The following is a 17538-nucleotide window of genomic DNA, read 5'->3' as shown; positions in this document are numbered from 1 at the left end:
GTCTGACGATGACGTCTCGAAGGAGTCCCCATGTCCCGCTCTCAGCCACAGGGCTTCACGCCCACCGGCACCATCTCCACCCCGAAGGACCGCCGCCGCGTGGTCTTCGCCACCGTTGTCGGCACCACCGTCGAGTGGTACGACTTCTTCCTCTACGCCTCGGCCGCCGGCCTCGTCTTCGGCCAGCTGTTCTTCGCGCCCGCCGGCCCCGGCATCGCGCAGATCCTGTCGTTCCTCACGGTGGGTCTGAGCTTCTTGTTCCGTCCCCTCGGCGCCTTCCTCGCCGGGCACCTGGGCGATAAGTACGGCCGCCGCGTCGTGCTCATGCTGACGCTCATCATGATGGGCGCCTCGACCACCCTCATCGGCGTGCTGCCGACCTACGAGGTCATCGGCGTCGCGGCTCCCGTGCTGCTGATCCTGCTGCGCGTGCTGCAGGGCATCTCGGCCGGTGGCGAGTGGGGCGGCGCGGTGCTCATGGCCGTCGAGCACGCCCCCAAGACCAAGCGCAGCCTCTTCGGCGCCTCGCCGCAGCTGGGCGTGCCCCTCGGCCTGCTGCTCGCGAGCGGCATGCTCGGCCTGATGGCCGTGATCGCCCCGGGTGACGCGTTCTTCGCGTGGGGCTGGCGCGTGCCGTTCCTGCTGTCGTTCGTGCTGATCCTCGTCGGCTACTACGTGCGCAAGAAGGTCGAGGAGAGCCCGGTGTTCGTCGAGCTCGCCGAGCGCAAGGAGCAGACCCGGATGCCGATCGTGCAGCTGTTCCGCAAGCACTCGCTGCTCGTGATCATCGCGGCGTTCGTGTTCGCCGGCAACAACGCCGTGGGCTACATGACCACCGGCGGATACATCCAGCGCTACGCGACCAACCCCGACGGCCCCCTGGGCCTCGCCACCGCCGACGTGCTCGGCGCGGTGACCCTGTCGGCCATCACCTGGCTGATCTTCACGTGGCTCGGCGGATGGCTCGGCGACAAGATCGGCCGCCGCAACACCTACATCATCGGGTGGCTCTCGATGCTGGTGGCGATCGTGGCGCTGTTCCCGCTCGTGAACTCCGGCAGCATCGTGCTGCTGACCATCGGTCTCATGCTGCTCACGGTCGGCCTCGGCCTGACCTACGGGCCGCAGGCCGCGCTGTACGCCGAGCTGTTCCCGGCATCCATCCGCTTCTCGGGGGTGTCGATCGCCTACGCGCTCGGTGCGATCCTCGGCGGCGCGTTCGCCCCGACCATCGCCACGGCCCTGGTCGATGCGACCGGAACGACCGTGTCGGTCACGGTGTACCTCGCGATCATGGCCGTGCTCGGTCTGGTCGCGACGCTGCTGCTGCGCGACCGCAGCGGCATCCCCCTCGGCCCCGACCACGAGGCCGAGCAGGAGGTCAGCCCGATTCGCGGGCTGTCGAAGGTCTGAGTCGCTCGACGGACGGCCCTGTCGCGCTCCGGCGCGGTGGGGCCGTTCGGCGTTGCGCGGCGCGCGGCCGGCGCTCACAGCAGGGCTCCCAGCGCCATCAGCGCCGTCGAGCCACCCATCGCGGCGTGGTGCGCGCGGCCGGCGGGCGACCCGCTGCGCATCCGGTGCGCGGATGCCGCGGTGTACACCAGCGCGAGGGCGGCGCACAGCCCGGCCAGCACCGGCCCGCTGTGGGCGTGCGTCGTGGTGGTGATCGGGAACGGCTCGCCGTGCGTCGACGACGCGATCAGCGCGGCCATGACCACGAGGCCCGCGGGGGTGTAGACGCCGTGCTCACCGCGCCCCGCACGCCACCGGCGCGACGCGCTCAAGACCAGCGCGGCAGCGAGGAGGACGGTCGCCCAGGCGATCGGCGGCACGAAGTGCAGGACGGCGGTATCGAGCATTGCAGCGGTCATGAGCACCGACGCGATGATCCGCTCCCGACGCTCATCGGCGGGACCGGATCGCGCGCAGCACGAGGCGACCCCCGAGCAGACGAGGGCGGCTCCGTGGGCCGCCAATTCCAGCGTCATCTCCGGCCCCTCGCACCCGTGCCCGACGGCCCCGCCGAGGGTCGTCGCTGCCGGATCGAACGCATGAGGCGAGCGTACGAAGAGCGCCGCCGCCCGCGACAGAGCCCGGAGTCCATCGTGCGCGCGCAGCACAGTCGCGTGCGCGGGTGAGCGAGTCGTGCTGCGCCGGCCAGCGCGGACCGAACCTCAGATCGAGCGGTCGGGGGTCAGGATGCCACGCGGATCCAGCGCGGCCTTGATCGCGCGCTGCACGTCGAGGGCCACGGCATCCTGCTGCCAGGGGAGCTCGTGACGCTTGACCGAGCCGATGCCGTGCTCGCCCGAGATGGTCCCCCCGAGTGAGAGGGCGAGGCGCGTGATGTCGTCGATCACGAGCTCGGCCGCGGCGTACTCCTCGGGGCTCTCGCCCGCCTCGACCGTCGGGTGCAGGTTGCCGTCGCCCGCGTGCGCGACCACCGCGATGCGGCGGCCGTGGCGCTCGGCCAGTTCGCCGATGCCGCGGAACACCGTCGCCAGCTGCGCGACGGGCACGCCCACATCGCACGACACCCGCAGACCCTGCGCGGTGAGCGCGGGGTTCGCCAGGCGACGAGCTTCGAGCAGGCTGTCGGAGTCGCTGATCTCGGTCTCGACGGCGCCGTGCGCGCGGCAGACGGCGGCGATCGCCTCGGCGGTGTCGAGGGCGGCGAGGCCCACGGTCTGCCCGACCAGCATCGCCGCGCCGGGGGAGGGGAGGCCGCTCGGGTGGAAGGCCTCGATGATCTCGACGCTGCGCGCATCGATCAGCTCGAGCACCTCGGGGGCGGCCGGGCCCGACACGATCGCGGTGACCGCGCGACCGGCGTCCTCGATGTCGTCAAAGCTCGCGCGGAAGGTGCGGGGCTGCCCGGGTGGCACGGGCTTGAGGCGGACGGTCGCCGCGGTGATGACGCCGAGCGTGCCCTCCGACCCGGTGAACAGGCTGGTGAGGTCGTACCCGGTGGTGTTCTTGCGCGTGCGCGCACCGGTGCGCATCACGCGACCGTCGGCGAGCACGACCTCGAGGGCCGCGACGACGTCGGTGGTCACGCCGTGGGCGACGCAGCGCAGGCCTCCGGCGTTCGTGGCGATGTTCCCGCCGATCGTCGACCACTGCGCGCTCGCCGGGTCGGGCGGGAAGAACAGGCCGTGCGCGAGGGCGGCGGCATCGAGATCCGCCGTGATCACCCCCGCCTCGACGTCGGCGAGTCGGTTTTCGACGTCGATGTCGATGATGCGGTTCAGCACCTCGAGCGAGACCACCAGCCCGCCGGCGTAGGCCACGGCCCCGCCCGAGAGTCCGGTGCCGGCTCCTCGGACGGAGACGCGGATGCCACGGGCGTGCGCCCACGCGAGAGCCCTCGACACATCGCCGGTCGAGGTCGCCCGCACCACGGCGATCGGCAGGCCCTCGGGCTGCGCGCGCGAGCTGTCGACGGCGTAGGCGGCGAGGCTCGCGGGATCGTCGAGAAAGCGGTCGCCGAGGGCTGCGCGGAGTTCGTCGAGGGCGTCGGTCGCCGCGGCGCCCGCTGTCGCGTCCGTCTCTGCGCGCGGCATCGCGGTGGCCGCCGCGTCCCGCACCGCGCTGGCCCCGGCCGCCGGCTCGCTCACGAGTTCACCTTGATGATCTCGCGCTGGTACGGGGCGATCACGGTGCCGCTGATGCGCAGGTCGAGCAGCAGGAACGGCCGCTCGGCGGGGTCGCGGCGGGTCCATTCGGCCAGCGCCTCGAGGTCGGCGACCTCGCGCACCACCACTCCCTCGGCGCCGAAGCCGCGTGCGACGGCGGCGAAGTCGACCTCAGGGATGAGCATCGGCTCGCGGGCGAGGCCCTTCAGCCCGTACAGGTTGATCTCAGCGCCGTAGGCGGCGTCGTTCCACACCACCGCGATGCCGTGGCCGGCGGCCGTGCGCACGGCGCTCTCGAGGTCGGCGATCGCCATGAGTCCGCCGCCGTCGCCGGTGGTGAGCACCACCGTGGAATCGGGGCGGGCGGCGATGGCTCCCGCGACCGAGGGGAAGCCGAGGCCGATCGACTGGTACGCCGTGCCGACCATCATCACGCGGTCGGGCGAGGAGACGGGCCAATACATGTTCGACCAGCCGAGGAAGTGCCCGCCGTCCGACACGACGACCCGGTCTTCAGGCAGCAGCTCGCCGATCCGCGCGGCGGCCGAGCGGGGGTCGAGGCGGCCGTCTGGGGCGAGTCCCTCCCCGGCCTCCTGCTCGCGCAGCGGAGCGACATCGACGCGGTCGCGCCAGCCCGACGACACCGCCCCGCGAGAGCGCAGGCGGTTCACGATCTCGTCGGCCGCCACCGCGGCATCCGCTCGTACGAACCCACCCACCTGGGCGTGGGTCGCGGTGGTCGCCACGTCGACCTGGAACACCTGCGTGCCCGGGGCGAAGAGCTCGCCGAAGCGCATCGTGAACTGGTTGAGCCCCGCGCCGAAGACGACGGCGACGTCGGCCTCGCGCACGAGCTCCATCGCGCCCGCGGCGCCGAAGCCGCCCGTGACGCCCAGGTCGTGGGCGGTGTCGGGGAAGATCCCGCGGCCGAGAGCGGTGGATGCCGTGATCGCCCCGGTCGTCTCGGCCAGGCGCCCGAGCGCGGGGCCGGCGTCGGCGAGCCAGGCTCCACGACCGGCGAGGAGGAACGGACGCTCGGCTGCGGCGAGGGCGTCGGCGATGCGGTCGAGTGCGGCGCTCGCGGCCGGACCCTGCGGGGCCAGGGGAGCAGGGATCGTCACGGTCCCGGCATCCGTCAGCTCTCCGGCCTCGCGCGTGACCACGTCGTACGGGATCGCCAGCACCACCGGCACGCGATACGTCAGCGCGTGCTCGAGCGCGATGAGCACGGTGGCCGAGGCGTCGCGGTCGCCGACGGTATAGGTGCGCACGCCCACGGCCGAGGCGAGGGCCACCTGGTCGACGCCCCACGGGCGCGGGCCCGAGGTGGGTTCGTCGCCGACCACGAGCAGCAGGGGGATGCGCGCCTGCGCCGACTCGGCGAGCGCGGTGAGCGTGTTCGTGAAGCCGGCGCCGTAGGTGGCGGTGGCAGCGGCGATGCGGCCCGACGCGCGATAGTGAGCGTCGGCGGCGACGACCCCGCCGGCCTCGTGCCGCATCGCGGTGAAGACGGCGTCGGTGTGCCGGTGCAGGGCGTCGAGGAAGTACGCGTTGCCGTTGCCCATCACGCCGAAGACGTGGTCGAGGTGGCGGCCGAGGGTGTGGGCGACGTGCGCGGAGACGATGGGCATGCGGAAGCCTTTCGCGAAACAGGAACGGGAATGAGCCGTATGTGTCTCGCGCGGGTCTCGCGCTACGTGCCCCTTTTTCGAGCAGCGACGCACGACCTCGTGCGCCTGACGGGAGCGATCATATACGATCGCGCGGGCTATGCGGGGGTCGTTCGGGCGAGGGCCGGTCCGGGGCGCAGGCCTGCCCGGGCCGAGGGTCGGTTCGGGGCCGCGAGACTGCACCTCGCTGACGAGCCCGTTGCAGCCTGGCACGCAGATGTCAGCGAGTTGCAGTCTCGGCGGAATGCGGGCCGGGCGCCGGGCGCCGGACGAGCCGGGCAAGCGGGCACGCCCGGTCATGGCCCGCGCACGCGCGGACAAGCGGCGCGCGGGTGGCCGGCGGAGGCTGACGGGACGGGCATCGCGCACCACGGCCCGGGACACGAATCGAAGGAGCCGAGATGTCCGACCCCACCCCTGCCCTGGCCGAACCCGAGATCGACGCGGCCGTGCCCGCTGCCGCGCCCGACGCCGACGACGCCGCGCTGCTCGCGCGAGTGCAGGCTCCCGAGGGTCAGGGGCGGGAGATTCCGGATGCCGCCACGCGCGAGGTGATCGGCCGGGCGCCGGTGCACACCGTGGCCGAGGTTGACGCCGCCGTGGGTCGCGCCCGCGCCGCGCAGCCCGCGTGGGACGCCCGGGGCCACGAACAGCGCAGCGGACTGCTGATGGCCGCCGCCGACCGCATCGAGGCGAACGCCGAAGCCCTTGCGCGCCTGCTCTCGCGCGAGCAGGGCAAGCCCCTCGACGGCCCGAACGCCCGCTTCGAGGTGGGCGCGTGCGCCGCGTGGCTGCGCACCGCCGCGGGAACCGAGCTGAAGCCCGAGGTGGTCGCCGACGACGGCCAGGTGTACGCCGAGCTGCACTACCGCGCGCTCGGCGTCGTCGCCGCGGTCGGGCCGTGGAACTGGCCCATGATGATCACCGTGTGGCAGATCGCCCCCGCGCTGCGCATGGGCAACACCGTCGTGGTCAAGCCGAGCGAGTACACGCCTCTCAGCGTGCTCGCCCTCGTCGACGTCATCAACGAAGTGCTGCCCGACGACGTGCTGATCGCCGTGGCGGGCGACCGCGACGCCGGCGCCCGACTGGTCGCCCACCCCGACATCGACAAGGTGATGTTCACCGGCTCCACCGCGACCGGTCGCAAGATCATCGAGAGTTCCGCGGGTAACCTCGCCCGCCTCACGCTCGAACTCGGCGGCAACGACGCCGGCATCGTGCTTCCCGACGTCGACCCGGTGGCCATCGCCGAGGGACTGTTCTGGGGCGCATTCATCAACACCGGCCAGACGTGCGCCGCCCTCAAGCGCCTGTACGTGCACGACGACGTCTACGACGCGGTCGTCGACGCGCTCGCCGGTTACGCCGCGCAGGTGCCCATGGGTCGCGGTCTTGACGAGGGCACCGTTCTCGGCCCGCTGCAGAACAAGCAGCAGTTCGACATCGTCGACCGCCTTGTCGACGACGCCAAGGCCGCCGGCGGGCGCATCGTGCTCGGCGGCGAGCCGGCCACCGATTTGGGCGAGCTGTTCTATCGCACGACGATCGTGGCCGACGTGGCCGATGGGGTCGCACTCGTCGACGAGGAGCAGTTCGGGCCGGTGCTCCCCGTCATCCGCTACACCGAGCTCGAGGACGCCGTCGCGAGCGCGAACGGCCTCGACGTCGGGCTCGGCGCCTCGGTGTGGTCGAGCGACCGCGACGCCGCACGACGCGTGGCCGCGCGCCTGCAGGCGGGCACCGTGTGGATCAACTCCCACGGCGGCGTGCACCCGCTCATCCCGTTCGGCGGGGTGAAGGGTTCGGGCTACGGCCTCGAGTTCGGTGTCGAGGGCTTGAAGGCGCTTGGCGTGCCGCAGGTCATCAACGGCTGACGCCGCCCGGGCGGGGGTGGGCTCCCGCCCGGGCCGCGGGTCGTGCGTCCTGCGTCAACCCGGGGGCACCCCTGGTCAAGCAGAGCACGCCCCCGACGCAGATGATGTACTCACCCGCTCCACCCCGGCATCGCGGCATCCGCCCGCCGGACCCGTTCCACCCCCACCGTCGTCGCCCAGACGCCGCCGAACACCCGGGAGCCCCATGACCGTCGCAGACCTCATCCTGCACGGCGCCGTCGTGCGCACGGCGGACCGCTCGCGCCCGCACGCCACCGCGCTCGCCGTCGCGGACGGACGTCTGATCGCCGTCGGCGACGACGAGGAGGTGCTCGTCACGGCCGGCCCCGACACCGAGGTGCGCGACCTCGGCGGGGCCGCGGTCGTCCCCGGACTGGTCGACGTGCACAACCACCACCTCATGGCGGGCGAGGCCGAGCTCTTCCAGCTCGCGTTCCCGCCCACAGCGGGCCTCGACGAGGTGCTCGAGGCGGTGCGTGCCTATGCCGCCGATCTCGGTCCCGACGAGTGGGTGGTGGGCGAGGCGTTCGGCAGCGTCCTGCTCGACGAGTTCTCGACGGTCTCGACCCGCGCCCGGTTCGACGAGGCCGCGGGCGGGCGTCCGGTCGTGCTCACCGACGACAGCCACCACAACCGCTTCGCGAACTCCGCGGCGCTCGAGGCGGCCGGCATCCGCTCCGACACCCCCGATCCCGCGCAGGGACGCATCGTGCGCGACGCCGAGACGGGAGAGCCGACGGGCCTGCTCATGGAGGCGGCGACCCTCGCCGTCACCGAGGCCCTCGACCGCAACCTCGCGCGGACGCCCGAACGCTACCGTCGGGCCAGCGCCCGGGCGATCGAGATCCTGCACTCCTTCGGCATCACCGCATTCCAGGATGCCGCGGCCACCGTCGAGATCATGGGGGCCCTGCGCGACCTCGACGACGACGGCGATCTGCACGCCTGGGTGGTGTCGTCGCTGCTGTCGAGCGAGTTTCTCTTCGCGAACACCCCGGTGGGAGACGAGCTCGTCGCGCGGCGCGAGGAGTTCCGCACCACCCACCACCGGCCCGACTTCGTCAAGGTCGCCCTCGACGGGGTGCCCCCGACGTACACGGGCGCGTTCCTCACCCCCTACCTGCCGAGCCCCGACCACGGGCACGCGCACTGCGGCGTCACCACCATGGACCCCGCACACCTCACCGACTGGCTCGTCCGCACCGCGGCGCAGGGCCTGGGCGCGAAGATCCACTGCACGGGAGACGCCGCGGTGCGCGTCGCCCTCGACGCGATCGCCGTCGTCCGCTCCGGCGGCGACACCGCCACGCGGTACCAGATCGCCCACGGCCAGTTCGTGCACCCCGACGACCGGCAGCGCTTCGTCGAGCTCGACGTGTCAGCCGACATCTCGCCGTTCCTGTGGTTCCCCGGGGTGATTCCGGATGCCATCGCCCAGGTGCGTCCGCAGCCCGAGGCCGCGCACCTCCAGCCCAATCGCGACCTCGTCGACCGGGGCGTGCTGGTCGCCGGCGGCTCGGACTGGCCGGTCAGCGTCTCGCCCAACCCATGGGAGGGCATCCAGGGTCTGGTCACCCGCGCCGACCCGCTCGGCCGCGCGCCCGGCACGCTCTGGCCCGAGCAGGCACTCACCCTCGACGAGGCGTTCGAGGTCTTCACCGTCAACGCCGCCACCGCGATGGGACTCGGCGAGGTGACCGGCTCGCTCAGCGTCGGCAAGTCTGCCGACTTCGTCGTGCTCGATCAGGATCCCTTCTCCGTCGAGATCGAGCGCGTCGTGCACACGCGCGCGGTCGAGACGTGGTTCGCCGGTCGCCGGGTCTTCACCGCCTGACCGCCGCACAGCTTCATCCGCCCCTCGCATCCCCGGGGGCGGCCCTCGGCAACCCCTCGCGCCACCCGCACCACCCGCACCTCACACCCGCCCGTTCCACCCGTAAGGAGCAGCACCATGAAGCGTCGCCTCCGCCTGACCGCGATGGCCTCGGTCGTCATCGCCGGTCTCGCCCTCTCCGCCTGCAGCACCACCGCCGCCGACGACGCCGGATCGGGGTCGAGCGCGGCCCCGGCCGAGCGCGGTCCGGTCAAGAAGATCCTGTTCGACTACCCCTTCACCGCCCTCCCCGTCTACGGAGCGATCGTCAACATCGTCGAGGCGCGCGCCGCGGAGAAGGGGGTGGAGGTCACCTTCACCAACGATGAGATGGACCTGCAGAAGCAGGTCAGCCAGCTCACCTCGAACCTCACCAGCGACGTCGACGCGGTCGTGTCGTTCCCCGTCGACCCGGCGAGCCTCGAATCGGTCGCCCAGCAGTACCGCGACGGCGGCAAGTACTGGGTCACGTACGGCGGCGACATGACCAACCAAGACGCGACGCTGCAGTTCAGCTTCTACCAGTCGGGCGTCGACCTCGGAAAGGACGCCGCCGAGTGGGCGCTGAAGAATGTCGGTCCGAACGCGAAGGTCATCGTGCTCAGCGAGACCGAGCGGCAGATCGGTCAGGAGCGCACGCAAGGCCTGCTCGACGGCCTCAAGGCCGTCGGCCCCGACCTGCAGATCGTCGGTGAGCAGCAGGCCGTCACCCCCGACGATGGGCTGTCGGTCACCACGACGCTGCTCGCGCAGCACCCCGACGCGAACGTCGTCGTCTCGGCCGTCGGCGACGCCGCGCAGGGTGCGTACCAGGCGCTCGTCGCCTCGGGCCGACCCGAGACCGACACGAAGACCTATGTCGGCGGGCTCGACCCCAACCTGTTCCTGCTGCAGAAGATGAAAGAAGGCGGCTTCTTCCGCGCCGCGACCTACTTCTCGCTGAAGGACCTCGTCGATAACGTCATCGACATCCCCATCGCCCTCGGAGAGGGCAAGACCGACGCGAGCGTCGATCTGCCCGTGACCGTGGTCACCGTCGACGATCCGAACCTCTCGAGCTACATCACCGAACTGGGCGGCTGAGCCCTCGGCGGGGGCGGGGCGACCCGCTCCGCCCCCGCCCCCACTCGACGAGAACGGAGAAGACATGACGGTCACCGTGCACGGTCTGACGAAGCGGTACGGCGCGACCCTCGCGCTCGACGACGTCACCCTCGACATCCCCGGCGGGCGCATCCATGCGCTGCTCGGTCACAACGGCGCGGGCAAGTCCACGCTCATCGCCTGCCTCGGCGGGGGAGTGGCCCCCACGGCGGGCACGATCGAGATCGACGGCACCACGCATGACGCGCTCACCCCGCGCACCTCGATCGCGGCGGGCGTCGCCGTGATCTACCAGCACCTCAGCCTTCTCGAGAACATGACGGTCGCCGAGAACCTCTTCATCGGCCAGGAGCTCACCGCCGCCGGGGTCATCCGCCGCTGTGAGCAACGCCGTCTCGCCCGCGAGGCGCTCGACGCCGTGGGTGCCGGGGCCATCGACCCCGACGTGCGCGTCGCGACGCTGCCCATCGGGCAGCGGCAGCTCGTCGAGATCGCCAAGGTCGTGCGCCGAGACGCGAAGCTCATCGTGTTCGACGAGCCCACCGCCGCCCTCTCCCGTGCCGAGGCGACGCGGCTCGGGGCGCTCGTGCGCGACCTCGCGGGCCGGGGCATCGCGATCCTCTACGTCACCCACCTGCTCGGCGAGGTGCTCGCGCTCGCCGACGCTGCGACCGTCATGCGCAACGGACGGGCCGTCTGGTCGGCCGAGGGAGCCGGGATCACGCGCGAGGCTCTCGTCGCCGCGATCAGCGACGGTCACGGCGCGACGAACGACCGACCCGCCCCACCGCGCCAGGGCGAGACGCCGGTGCTCGAGGTGCGCGGACTCACCGCCCCCGGCCTCAGCCCCGTCGACCTCGCCGTCGCCCCGGGCGAGATCGTGGCCTGCTACGGACTCGTCGGCTCGGGACGCACACGCTTTCTCGGCACGGTGTTCGGCCGCATCCCGCGCACGGGTGGAACCCTCGCGATTGACGGCGTCGCCCGCGAGACCCGGTCGCCGGCGCAGGGCCTGCGCGCGGGGATCGCGCTCGTGCCCGCCGACCGCGCGCGCGAGGGACTGTTCGCCGCCCTCCCCGCGCAGGACAACACCGTGATCGACGCGATGCGCCGCCTGGGCTCGTGGGGTCTGCGCTCGCTGCGCGCCGAGCGTGGCGTGTTCGACCGCATCGCCGACGCGCTCGTCCTGCGGCCGCGCGCGGCCGACCTGCCCGCGGGCCGCTTCAGCGGCGGCAACCAGCAGAAGATCCTGCTCGGGCGCTGGGTCAACGACGCCGCCCGCACGCGCGTGATCCTGCTCGACGACCCGACTCAGGGCGTCGACGTCGGCGCCCGCAAAGACATTTACGACGCAATCAAGGCCCTCGCCGCAGAGAAGCTGCTGGGCGTGATCGTCGCCACCAACGAACCCGAAGAGGTCGTCGACCTCGCGCACCGCTGCCTGATCTTCTCGCGCGGCGCCGTGGTCGACGAGCTCGACGTCGCCGAGACCACGGCCGATGGCCTGCTCTCGGCCGTGCACACCGCCCCCGCCGCTCTCACCGAAGGAACCCGCCCGTGACCGAGAACCGCTTCCTCCGCGCCGCCGTCGAGGGCGTCGTGCGCACGCCGCTGCTCGTCGTGCTGATCATCATGGTCGTCGGCGTTCAGCTGGCCACCGACTCCTTCTTCGGGTGGCAGAACATCCGCGGCATCCTGCAGGACAGCGCGGTGATCGCGATCGTGGCGATCCCCGTGGCGATGCTGTTGATCGCGGGCTACATCGACCTGTCGGTCGGGTCGAGCCTCGCGTTGGGCGGAGTAGTGGCATCCCTCGTCATGGACAAGGGAGCAGGCCAACCCGCCGTCGCGATCGTGCTCGCGATCCTGGCCGGGGCGGCGGTCGGGCTCGTCAACGCCGTGGTCGTCACCATCTTGGGGCTCAACTCGTTCATCACCACGCTCGGGACCCTCACCGCGGTCCGCGGCGTTGCGCAACTGATCAGCCCGACGCCGAAGAACAACTTCGGCGCGCAGTTCGGCCTGCTGGGCGTCGGCACCGTCGCCGGCGTACCGATCTCGGTGTGGATCGCGGTGCTGCTGCTCGTGTTGGCCGGGGTCTTCCTCGCGCTCACCCCGACCGGACGCCACGTCTACGCGGTGGGCGTGAACCGTCAGGCGGCCTATCTGTCGGGCGTCCCCGTGCGCCGCCTGCCGTTCTCGCTGTTCGTGCTCTCGGGAGCGATGTCGGGCTTCGCCGGCACGATCGTCGTGGCGCGCCTCAACAGCGCTCCGGCGGGGCAGATCGGCGCCGGCTTCGAGCTCGTCGTACTCACCGCGGTGCTGCTGGGAGGGGTGGCCCTCACCGGCGGAGAGGGCACGATCTTCGGTGTCGTGGTCGGCGTGCTCTTCTATGGAGCGCTGAACAACTCGCTCGTGCTGCTCGGCGTCACCACGTTCTGGCAGGCGGTCGCGAGCGGCCTCGCCCTGGTCGCTGCGATCGGGCTCAGCGCCCTCACCCACGTGCTGCGGGTGCGGTTGGCGACGGCGCGGGCGCAGAGGCTCGTGGCGCTCGCCGCCTGACCCGCCGCTCCGCTCGCGAAGCCGCGCTCCCTCGGGTGCGCGGCTTTCGCGTGGGTCGCGCGGAGTGCGGATCTGCCCGGGTCGCCGCGCCGGACGAGTCCCGGCCGGGGGACCGGTCGCGAAATCGAAGAATCGCGCCGAGGTCGGATGGATGCGGCTGTGGCATCCGATTCTGCTGAGGTTCTCCGATTTCGGTGCGGTCCACGCGGTCCGCCCGCGTCGCGGCTCGCGCCTGCGGTGCTGTCCGAAGGCGGCCCGCTCGACACGCCATGGACTCGGATCAGCACACCAGCTTCGGGCGGATGCCGCCGAAGCATCCGATCCTGTTGCACTCATCCGAATCCGTCGCGCTCCCGAGCCCCCGCATACGCGAAGAGCCGCGCCCCCGCAGGGACGCGGCTCTCGGCCGAACCGCCCGCTCAGCGCTCCAGCGGACGCGCGGGGTCGTACTCGGCGGGGTGCACGGTGTTCGACAGCAGCCGACCGTGCGCTCCGAAGGTGAAGTGCGTGGCCCCGGAGCCCGACTCGTCGGTGCCGAACAGCACGCCGTGGGCGCGCAGCGCTTTCTGGTCGCGGTGGTCGGCGATCGTGACCGAGCCGCAGGGGATGACCTTCTCGCGCCAGGTGAACACGTAGATGCCGGGACGCACGCGCCACACGGTGTTCTCGTCGGTGTCGGCGAGGCCCTGCTCGGGGCCGGCGAGGCACTGCCAGGTGTACCAGTGCGGCGAGAGGTACACGTGCTCGTAGGCGTGGACGCCCGAGTAGACCCACAGCACGCGACGGCCGATCAGCTCTTCGGTGGGGGCGGGGGCGTCTCCGCGCGCCTCGAGCTCGGCGATATGCGCGGGGGTGAAGCTCATCCGCACGGCGGTGCGCCCGGGAGCGGCGGTGCCGAGCAGGCTCCGCACGGTGAGGGCGTGGCCGCTGCGCAGATCCAGGATGAGCGTCACCGCCTCGTCGGGGTGGGCCGCGGGTGTGAACTGGGCGTAGTAGAGCTCCTCGTCGACCGCGATGACCTCCACGTCGTCGCGGCCGGTCTCGGCGTCGCGCTCCCACGACACGGCATCCGCCTCGAACCGGTACACGGTCCGCGAGCCCGCCTCATCGACGGTGGTGAAGGTGCGACCGGCGAGGTCGGCGCTCAGATCGGCCTTTGCGGCATCGAAGCCGGGCGCGAGCCCGTCGAGCGGCAGCCAGGTGCGGGTGTCGGACAGGTTCAGGGTGTCGGTCGTCATGCGATCTCTTTCTCTGGGGCAGGGCAGGGCGGGCGGATGCCGAGACCCGGCGCGGGCGCGGGGTCACGGCATCCGGAATCGAGGTCAGAGTCCCGGCACGGGGTCTTTGCCCTTCTGGGCCGGGACGACGTTGAAGGCTTCGAGGTCGTCGCTGAGCGCGGCGTAGACGGCGGGCTTGCGCCGGCGGAGGAACACGCCGTAGCCGATGCCGCCGATGACGGCCGCGAGCAGCAGCAACGGCATCGCGCGGATCGCGGGCTCGCTGGAACCGGCGACGACGTCGAAGTTCGCCACGGCGAGCACGACGATCACGGCCAGGGCGACGAAGCCGATGCCGGGGGCGATCATCGTGCTCCACCAGCGGCGGTCGTCGCGGCGGCGGAAGAACACCACGATCGACAGGGCGGCCAGGGCCTGCAGCACGATGACGGCGAGCGTGCCGAAGCCGAGCATCGCGGGCACGAGGTTGAGGATCGGGTCGAGGCCGGCGAGGGCGAAGAGTCCCGCCACGATCGCGGCGAACCCGGCCTGCACGATGCCGGCGATCTGCGGGGCGCCCGAGGCGCGCGTGCGGGCGAGCGCGAAGGGCAGCACGCGGGCGCGGCCGAGGGCGTAGAGGTAGCGGGTCGCTGAGTTGTGGAAGGCGAGCATCGCGGCGAACAGGCTCACCAGCAGCAGGACCTCCATCACGACGGTCAGCTGCGGGCCGAGGTAGGTCGCGGCGAGGCTGAAGATGAGGTCGCCCGTGGCGAGGTGCTCCTGCGCGGTGCCCTGCGCCTGGGCGACGCCCGTCGCGCTGACGACGGCCCAGGTGGTCACGCCGAGGATCACGCCGATCGCGATGATCGCGGTGTAGGTCGCGCGGGGGATGGTCTTCAGCGGGTTGCGCGCCTCTTCACCGAAGAGGGCGGTCGCCTCGAACCCGAGGAACCCGGTCGCCGCGAGCAGCAGGCCGATCGGCAGTGAGCCCGAGAACACCGCTTCGGGCGAGAACGCCCCGAGGTCGTAGCCGGTCTGCACCAGCACCGACACGTCGAACACGACGAGCATGAGCACCTCGAGCACGAGGGCGACCCCGAGCACCTTCGACGAGAAGTCGACGCCGGTGCGGGCCATCGCGAAGCACACGATGATCGACAGCAGACCCCAGAGGTACCAGTGCATGTCGAAGCCGGTGAGCCCCGCGATGATCGACTGCATGAAGAAGCCGCTCGTGCCGATCGTGCCGACGACGAAGAAGTTGTAGCCGAGGGTCGCGATGAGCCCCGCGATGAGCCCGCCGGTGCGCCCGAGCCCCTTCACGACGAAGGCGTAGAACCCGCCGGCGTTGACCAGTTGCTTCGACATCTGCGCGTAGCCGACCGCGAACAGCAGCAGGATCACCGCGATGATGAGGAACGACGCGGGGGTGCCGCCGCCGTTGCCGAGCGCGATCGCGAGCGAGGCGACCACGACGATGCCGGTCAGCGGCGCCACGGCGGCCAACACGAGGAAGACGATGCCGGCGACGCCCAGCGCGCCGCGCTGCAACGCGGTCGAGGAGCCGGCGGAGGTCGAGTCGGTCATGGCAGTCCTTCGGGGGGTCGGGTGCGAGCGGGCGCGTCGGCCCGTTGCAGCGATCTTGCTCCGCTCGTGAACGCCCGACTTGACCGCCGGTGAGCGGGACTGTTGCGTGCGCGCAAGGACGGATGCCGTGCCCCGGGCGCGCGCTCAGGATGAGCGCATGGAGCTTCGACTGACCTCGCGCCGCGCACTCGTCACGGGTGCGGCGGGAGGCATCGGCCGTGCGGCGGTGCGGGCGCTCGTGGGGGAGGGCGCGCACGTCGCCGCCGTGGACCGCGACCCGCGCGTGTGGGAGGTCGCCGCCGCGGCATCCGTCGCCGATCTCACCGACGCGGATGCCGCGGCCTCGGCCGTCGACGAGTGCGCGCGGGCGCTGGGCGGGCTCGACGTGCTCGTACTGGCCGCCGGCGTCTCGGGTCCGGTCGGCACCCCGCTCGAGCAGACGTCGCTCGCCGATTGGGAACGCGTGTTCGCCGTCAACGTCACGGGTGCCTTCCTCGCGCTCCGCGCCGCCCTGCCGTGGCTGCGCGCGTCTGACGCCGCCTCGGTCGTCGTCGTCGCGAGTGATTCGGCCCTCGTGGCCACCCCCGGCATGGTGCCGTACGGCGCCTCGAAGGCCGCGCTGCTGCAGCTCGCGCGGGCGGCGTCGGTCGAGTTGGCGCCGCACGGCATCCGGGTCAACGCGGTGTGCCCCTCGATCGTCGACACCCCGATGAGCCGAGGCGATCTCGAGCTGCCCGACGGGTTCGGCGGCGCGGGGTATCCCGTGCAGACGGCGGCCGAGGTCGCGGACCAGATCGCGCTGCTGGCCTCGCCGCGGCTGCGACCGGTGTCGGCGGCGACGTGGGTGTCGGATTTCGGTGTGAGCGCGCGATCCGGCTTTCCGGCGTGAGAGCGAGAGACGCCCGGCGCGAGCCCGGGAAAAGGAGGAACGAATGGATGCCGACCTGAACGGTCACGTGGTGCTCGTCACCGGCGGAGGTACGGGTATCGGCGAAGCCGTCGCGCGGCGGTTCGCCCGCGAGGGCGCGCACGTCGTCGTGACGGGCCGCCGTGCGGAACCCCTCGAGCGGGTCGCGGCCGAGATCGGGGGAACGGCGTTCGCCGCGGATGCCGCGGACTCGGTCGACGCCGCCGTCCTCGTCGCCCGCGTGCTCGAGCTGCACGGCCGGCTCGACGTCGTGGTCGCCAACGCCGGAGGGCACGGCTTCGCCACCGTCGCCGACACCGATGACGCCGCGTGGGAGAACGCGCTGCGCGCCAACGTCACCACGGCGTTCGTCGTCGTGCGCGCGGCGCTTCCCGCCCTCATCGCCGCGCGGGGGCGCGTGGTCGTGATGTCGTCGATCGCGGGGCTCGCCGCGGGTCCCTCGGTCGCGGGCTACACCGTCGGCAAGCACGCGCTGATCGGCCTCACCCGCTCGCTCGCCCGCGACTACGGCCGCCAGGGCGTGCGCGTGAACACCGTGTGCCCCGGGTGGGTGGCGACCCCCATGGCCGACGACGAGATGGACGCCTTCGCCGCCGCGGCCGGCCTGCCCGACCGCGACGAGGCCTACGCGACCGTGACGCGCGACGTGCCGCTCGCCCGCCCCGCGCAGCCCGACGAGATCGCCGCGGTCGTGCGCTTCCTCGCCTCGAGCGAGTCGTCGTACATCACCGGCGCGACGATCGTCGCCGACGGCGGGGCGCACATCGTCGACGTACCCACCATCGCGTTCGGCCACGCGGGCATGTGAGATCGGCTCCGGCGGGGGCCGCGTCGTCGCCGCCTTCGCCCCCACCGGCGGGCTCAGCGCGAGTTTCGGGGCGTTGTTCGTGGCCCCGGGGCGTCGTGGGTGGTCCCGGGACCACGGGCGCGCAGGGTGACCGGTCGAAGCGGGCTCAGTGACGTTTCGGGGCGTCGTTCGTGGCCCCGGGGCGTCGTTCGTGGTCCCGGGGCCACGGATGCGCAGGGTGACCGGTCGAAGCGTGCTCGGCGCGAGTTTCGGGGCG

Annotated in this window: 13 protein-coding genes; 8 read left to right on the top strand and 5 right to left on the bottom strand. The window is 72.3% G+C overall.

The annotated features are described in order from the left end of the window. Window positions 1–30 precede the first annotated feature (30 nt). Entirely contained in the window at window positions 31–1413 is a 1383-nt protein-coding gene (locus tag M3667_RS02980; RefSeq protein WP_251504718.1) for an MFS transporter, read from the top strand. Window positions 1414–1487: 74 nt separating this feature from the next. Here M3667_RS02980 and M3667_RS02975 read toward each other — a convergent pair whose 3' ends face one another. The 3 genes from M3667_RS02975 to M3667_RS02965 form a co-directional block, all read right to left on the bottom strand. After that, window positions 1488–1988, bottom strand: a complete 501-nt coding sequence (locus M3667_RS02975; protein ID WP_251504716.1) for a hypothetical protein — start codon at window positions 1986–1988, stop codon at window positions 1488–1490. Window positions 1989–2174: 186 nt separating this feature from the next. Beyond that, window positions 2175–3617, bottom strand: a complete 1443-nt coding sequence (locus tag M3667_RS02970) for an FAD-binding oxidoreductase (RefSeq protein WP_251504714.1) — start codon at window positions 3615–3617, stop codon at window positions 2175–2177. After that, window positions 3614–5266, bottom strand: coding sequence for a thiamine pyrophosphate-binding protein (locus tag M3667_RS02965; RefSeq protein ID WP_251504712.1), 1653 nt, complete (start codon window positions 5264–5266; stop codon window positions 3614–3616). Before M3667_RS02965 ends, M3667_RS02970 begins: the two co-directional genes overlap by 4 nt. A 440-nt stretch (window positions 5267–5706) precedes the next feature. Between M3667_RS02965 and M3667_RS02960 the strand changes: the two genes are divergently transcribed. The 5 genes from M3667_RS02960 to M3667_RS02940 all read left to right on the top strand — a co-directional run bounded on the left by M3667_RS02960 (window position 5707) and on the right by M3667_RS02940 (window position 12742). After that, window positions 5707–7182, top strand: a complete 1476-nt coding sequence (locus tag M3667_RS02960; protein ID WP_251504710.1) for an aldehyde dehydrogenase family protein — start codon at window positions 5707–5709, stop codon at window positions 7180–7182. 205 nt (window positions 7183–7387) lie between these two features. Then, a complete protein-coding gene (locus M3667_RS02955) occupies window positions 7388–9037 on the top strand; it encodes an amidohydrolase (RefSeq protein WP_251504708.1) in 1650 nt (549 codons plus the stop codon). A gap of 117 nt (window positions 9038–9154) precedes the next feature. Next, entirely contained in the window at window positions 9155–10159 is a 1005-nt protein-coding gene (locus M3667_RS02950) for a sugar ABC transporter substrate-binding protein (protein WP_251504705.1), read from the top strand. Window positions 10160–10223: 64 nt separating this feature from the next. Next, the gene (locus M3667_RS02945) at window positions 10224–11741 is read left to right on the top strand and encodes a sugar ABC transporter ATP-binding protein (RefSeq protein WP_251504703.1); all 1518 of its coding nucleotides are present in this window, start codon (window positions 10224–10226) and stop codon (window positions 11739–11741) included. Beyond that, a complete protein-coding gene (locus M3667_RS02940; RefSeq protein ID WP_251504701.1) occupies window positions 11738–12742 on the top strand; it encodes an ABC transporter permease in 1005 nt (334 codons plus the stop codon). Before M3667_RS02945 ends, M3667_RS02940 begins: the two co-directional genes overlap by 4 nt. A gap of 419 nt (window positions 12743–13161) precedes the next feature. Here M3667_RS02940 and M3667_RS02935 read toward each other — a convergent pair whose 3' ends face one another. Both M3667_RS02935 and M3667_RS02930 read right to left on the bottom strand, forming a co-directional pair. Further along, complete coding sequence (locus tag M3667_RS02935) at window positions 13162–13980, bottom strand: MoaF C-terminal domain-containing protein (protein WP_251504699.1); 819 nt, start codon at window positions 13978–13980, stop codon at window positions 13162–13164. An 84-nt stretch (window positions 13981–14064) separates the two neighbouring features. Continuing rightward, the gene (locus tag M3667_RS02930; RefSeq protein WP_251504698.1) at window positions 14065–15546 is read right to left on the bottom strand and encodes an APC family permease; all 1482 of its coding nucleotides are present in this window, start codon (window positions 15544–15546) and stop codon (window positions 14065–14067) included. A gap of 157 nt (window positions 15547–15703) precedes the next feature. Between M3667_RS02930 and M3667_RS02925 the strand changes: the two genes are divergently transcribed. Further along, entirely contained in the window at window positions 15704–16435 is a 732-nt protein-coding gene (locus M3667_RS02925) for an SDR family NAD(P)-dependent oxidoreductase (RefSeq protein ID WP_251504696.1), read from the top strand. 43 nt (window positions 16436–16478) lie between these two features. After that, window positions 16479–17282 carry an SDR family NAD(P)-dependent oxidoreductase gene (locus tag M3667_RS02920; protein ID WP_251504694.1) on the top strand — a complete coding sequence of 268 codons (804 nt, stop codon included), beginning with the start codon at window positions 16479–16481 and terminating at the stop codon, window positions 17280–17282. Window positions 17283–17538 lie beyond the last annotated feature (256 nt).

This window comes from Microbacterium sp. P26 (assembly GCF_023712585.1).
GTDB lineage: Bacteria > Actinomycetota > Actinomycetes > Actinomycetales > Microbacteriaceae > Microbacterium > Microbacterium algihabitans_A.
This window is presented reverse-complemented; position numbering and strand designations above follow the sequence as displayed.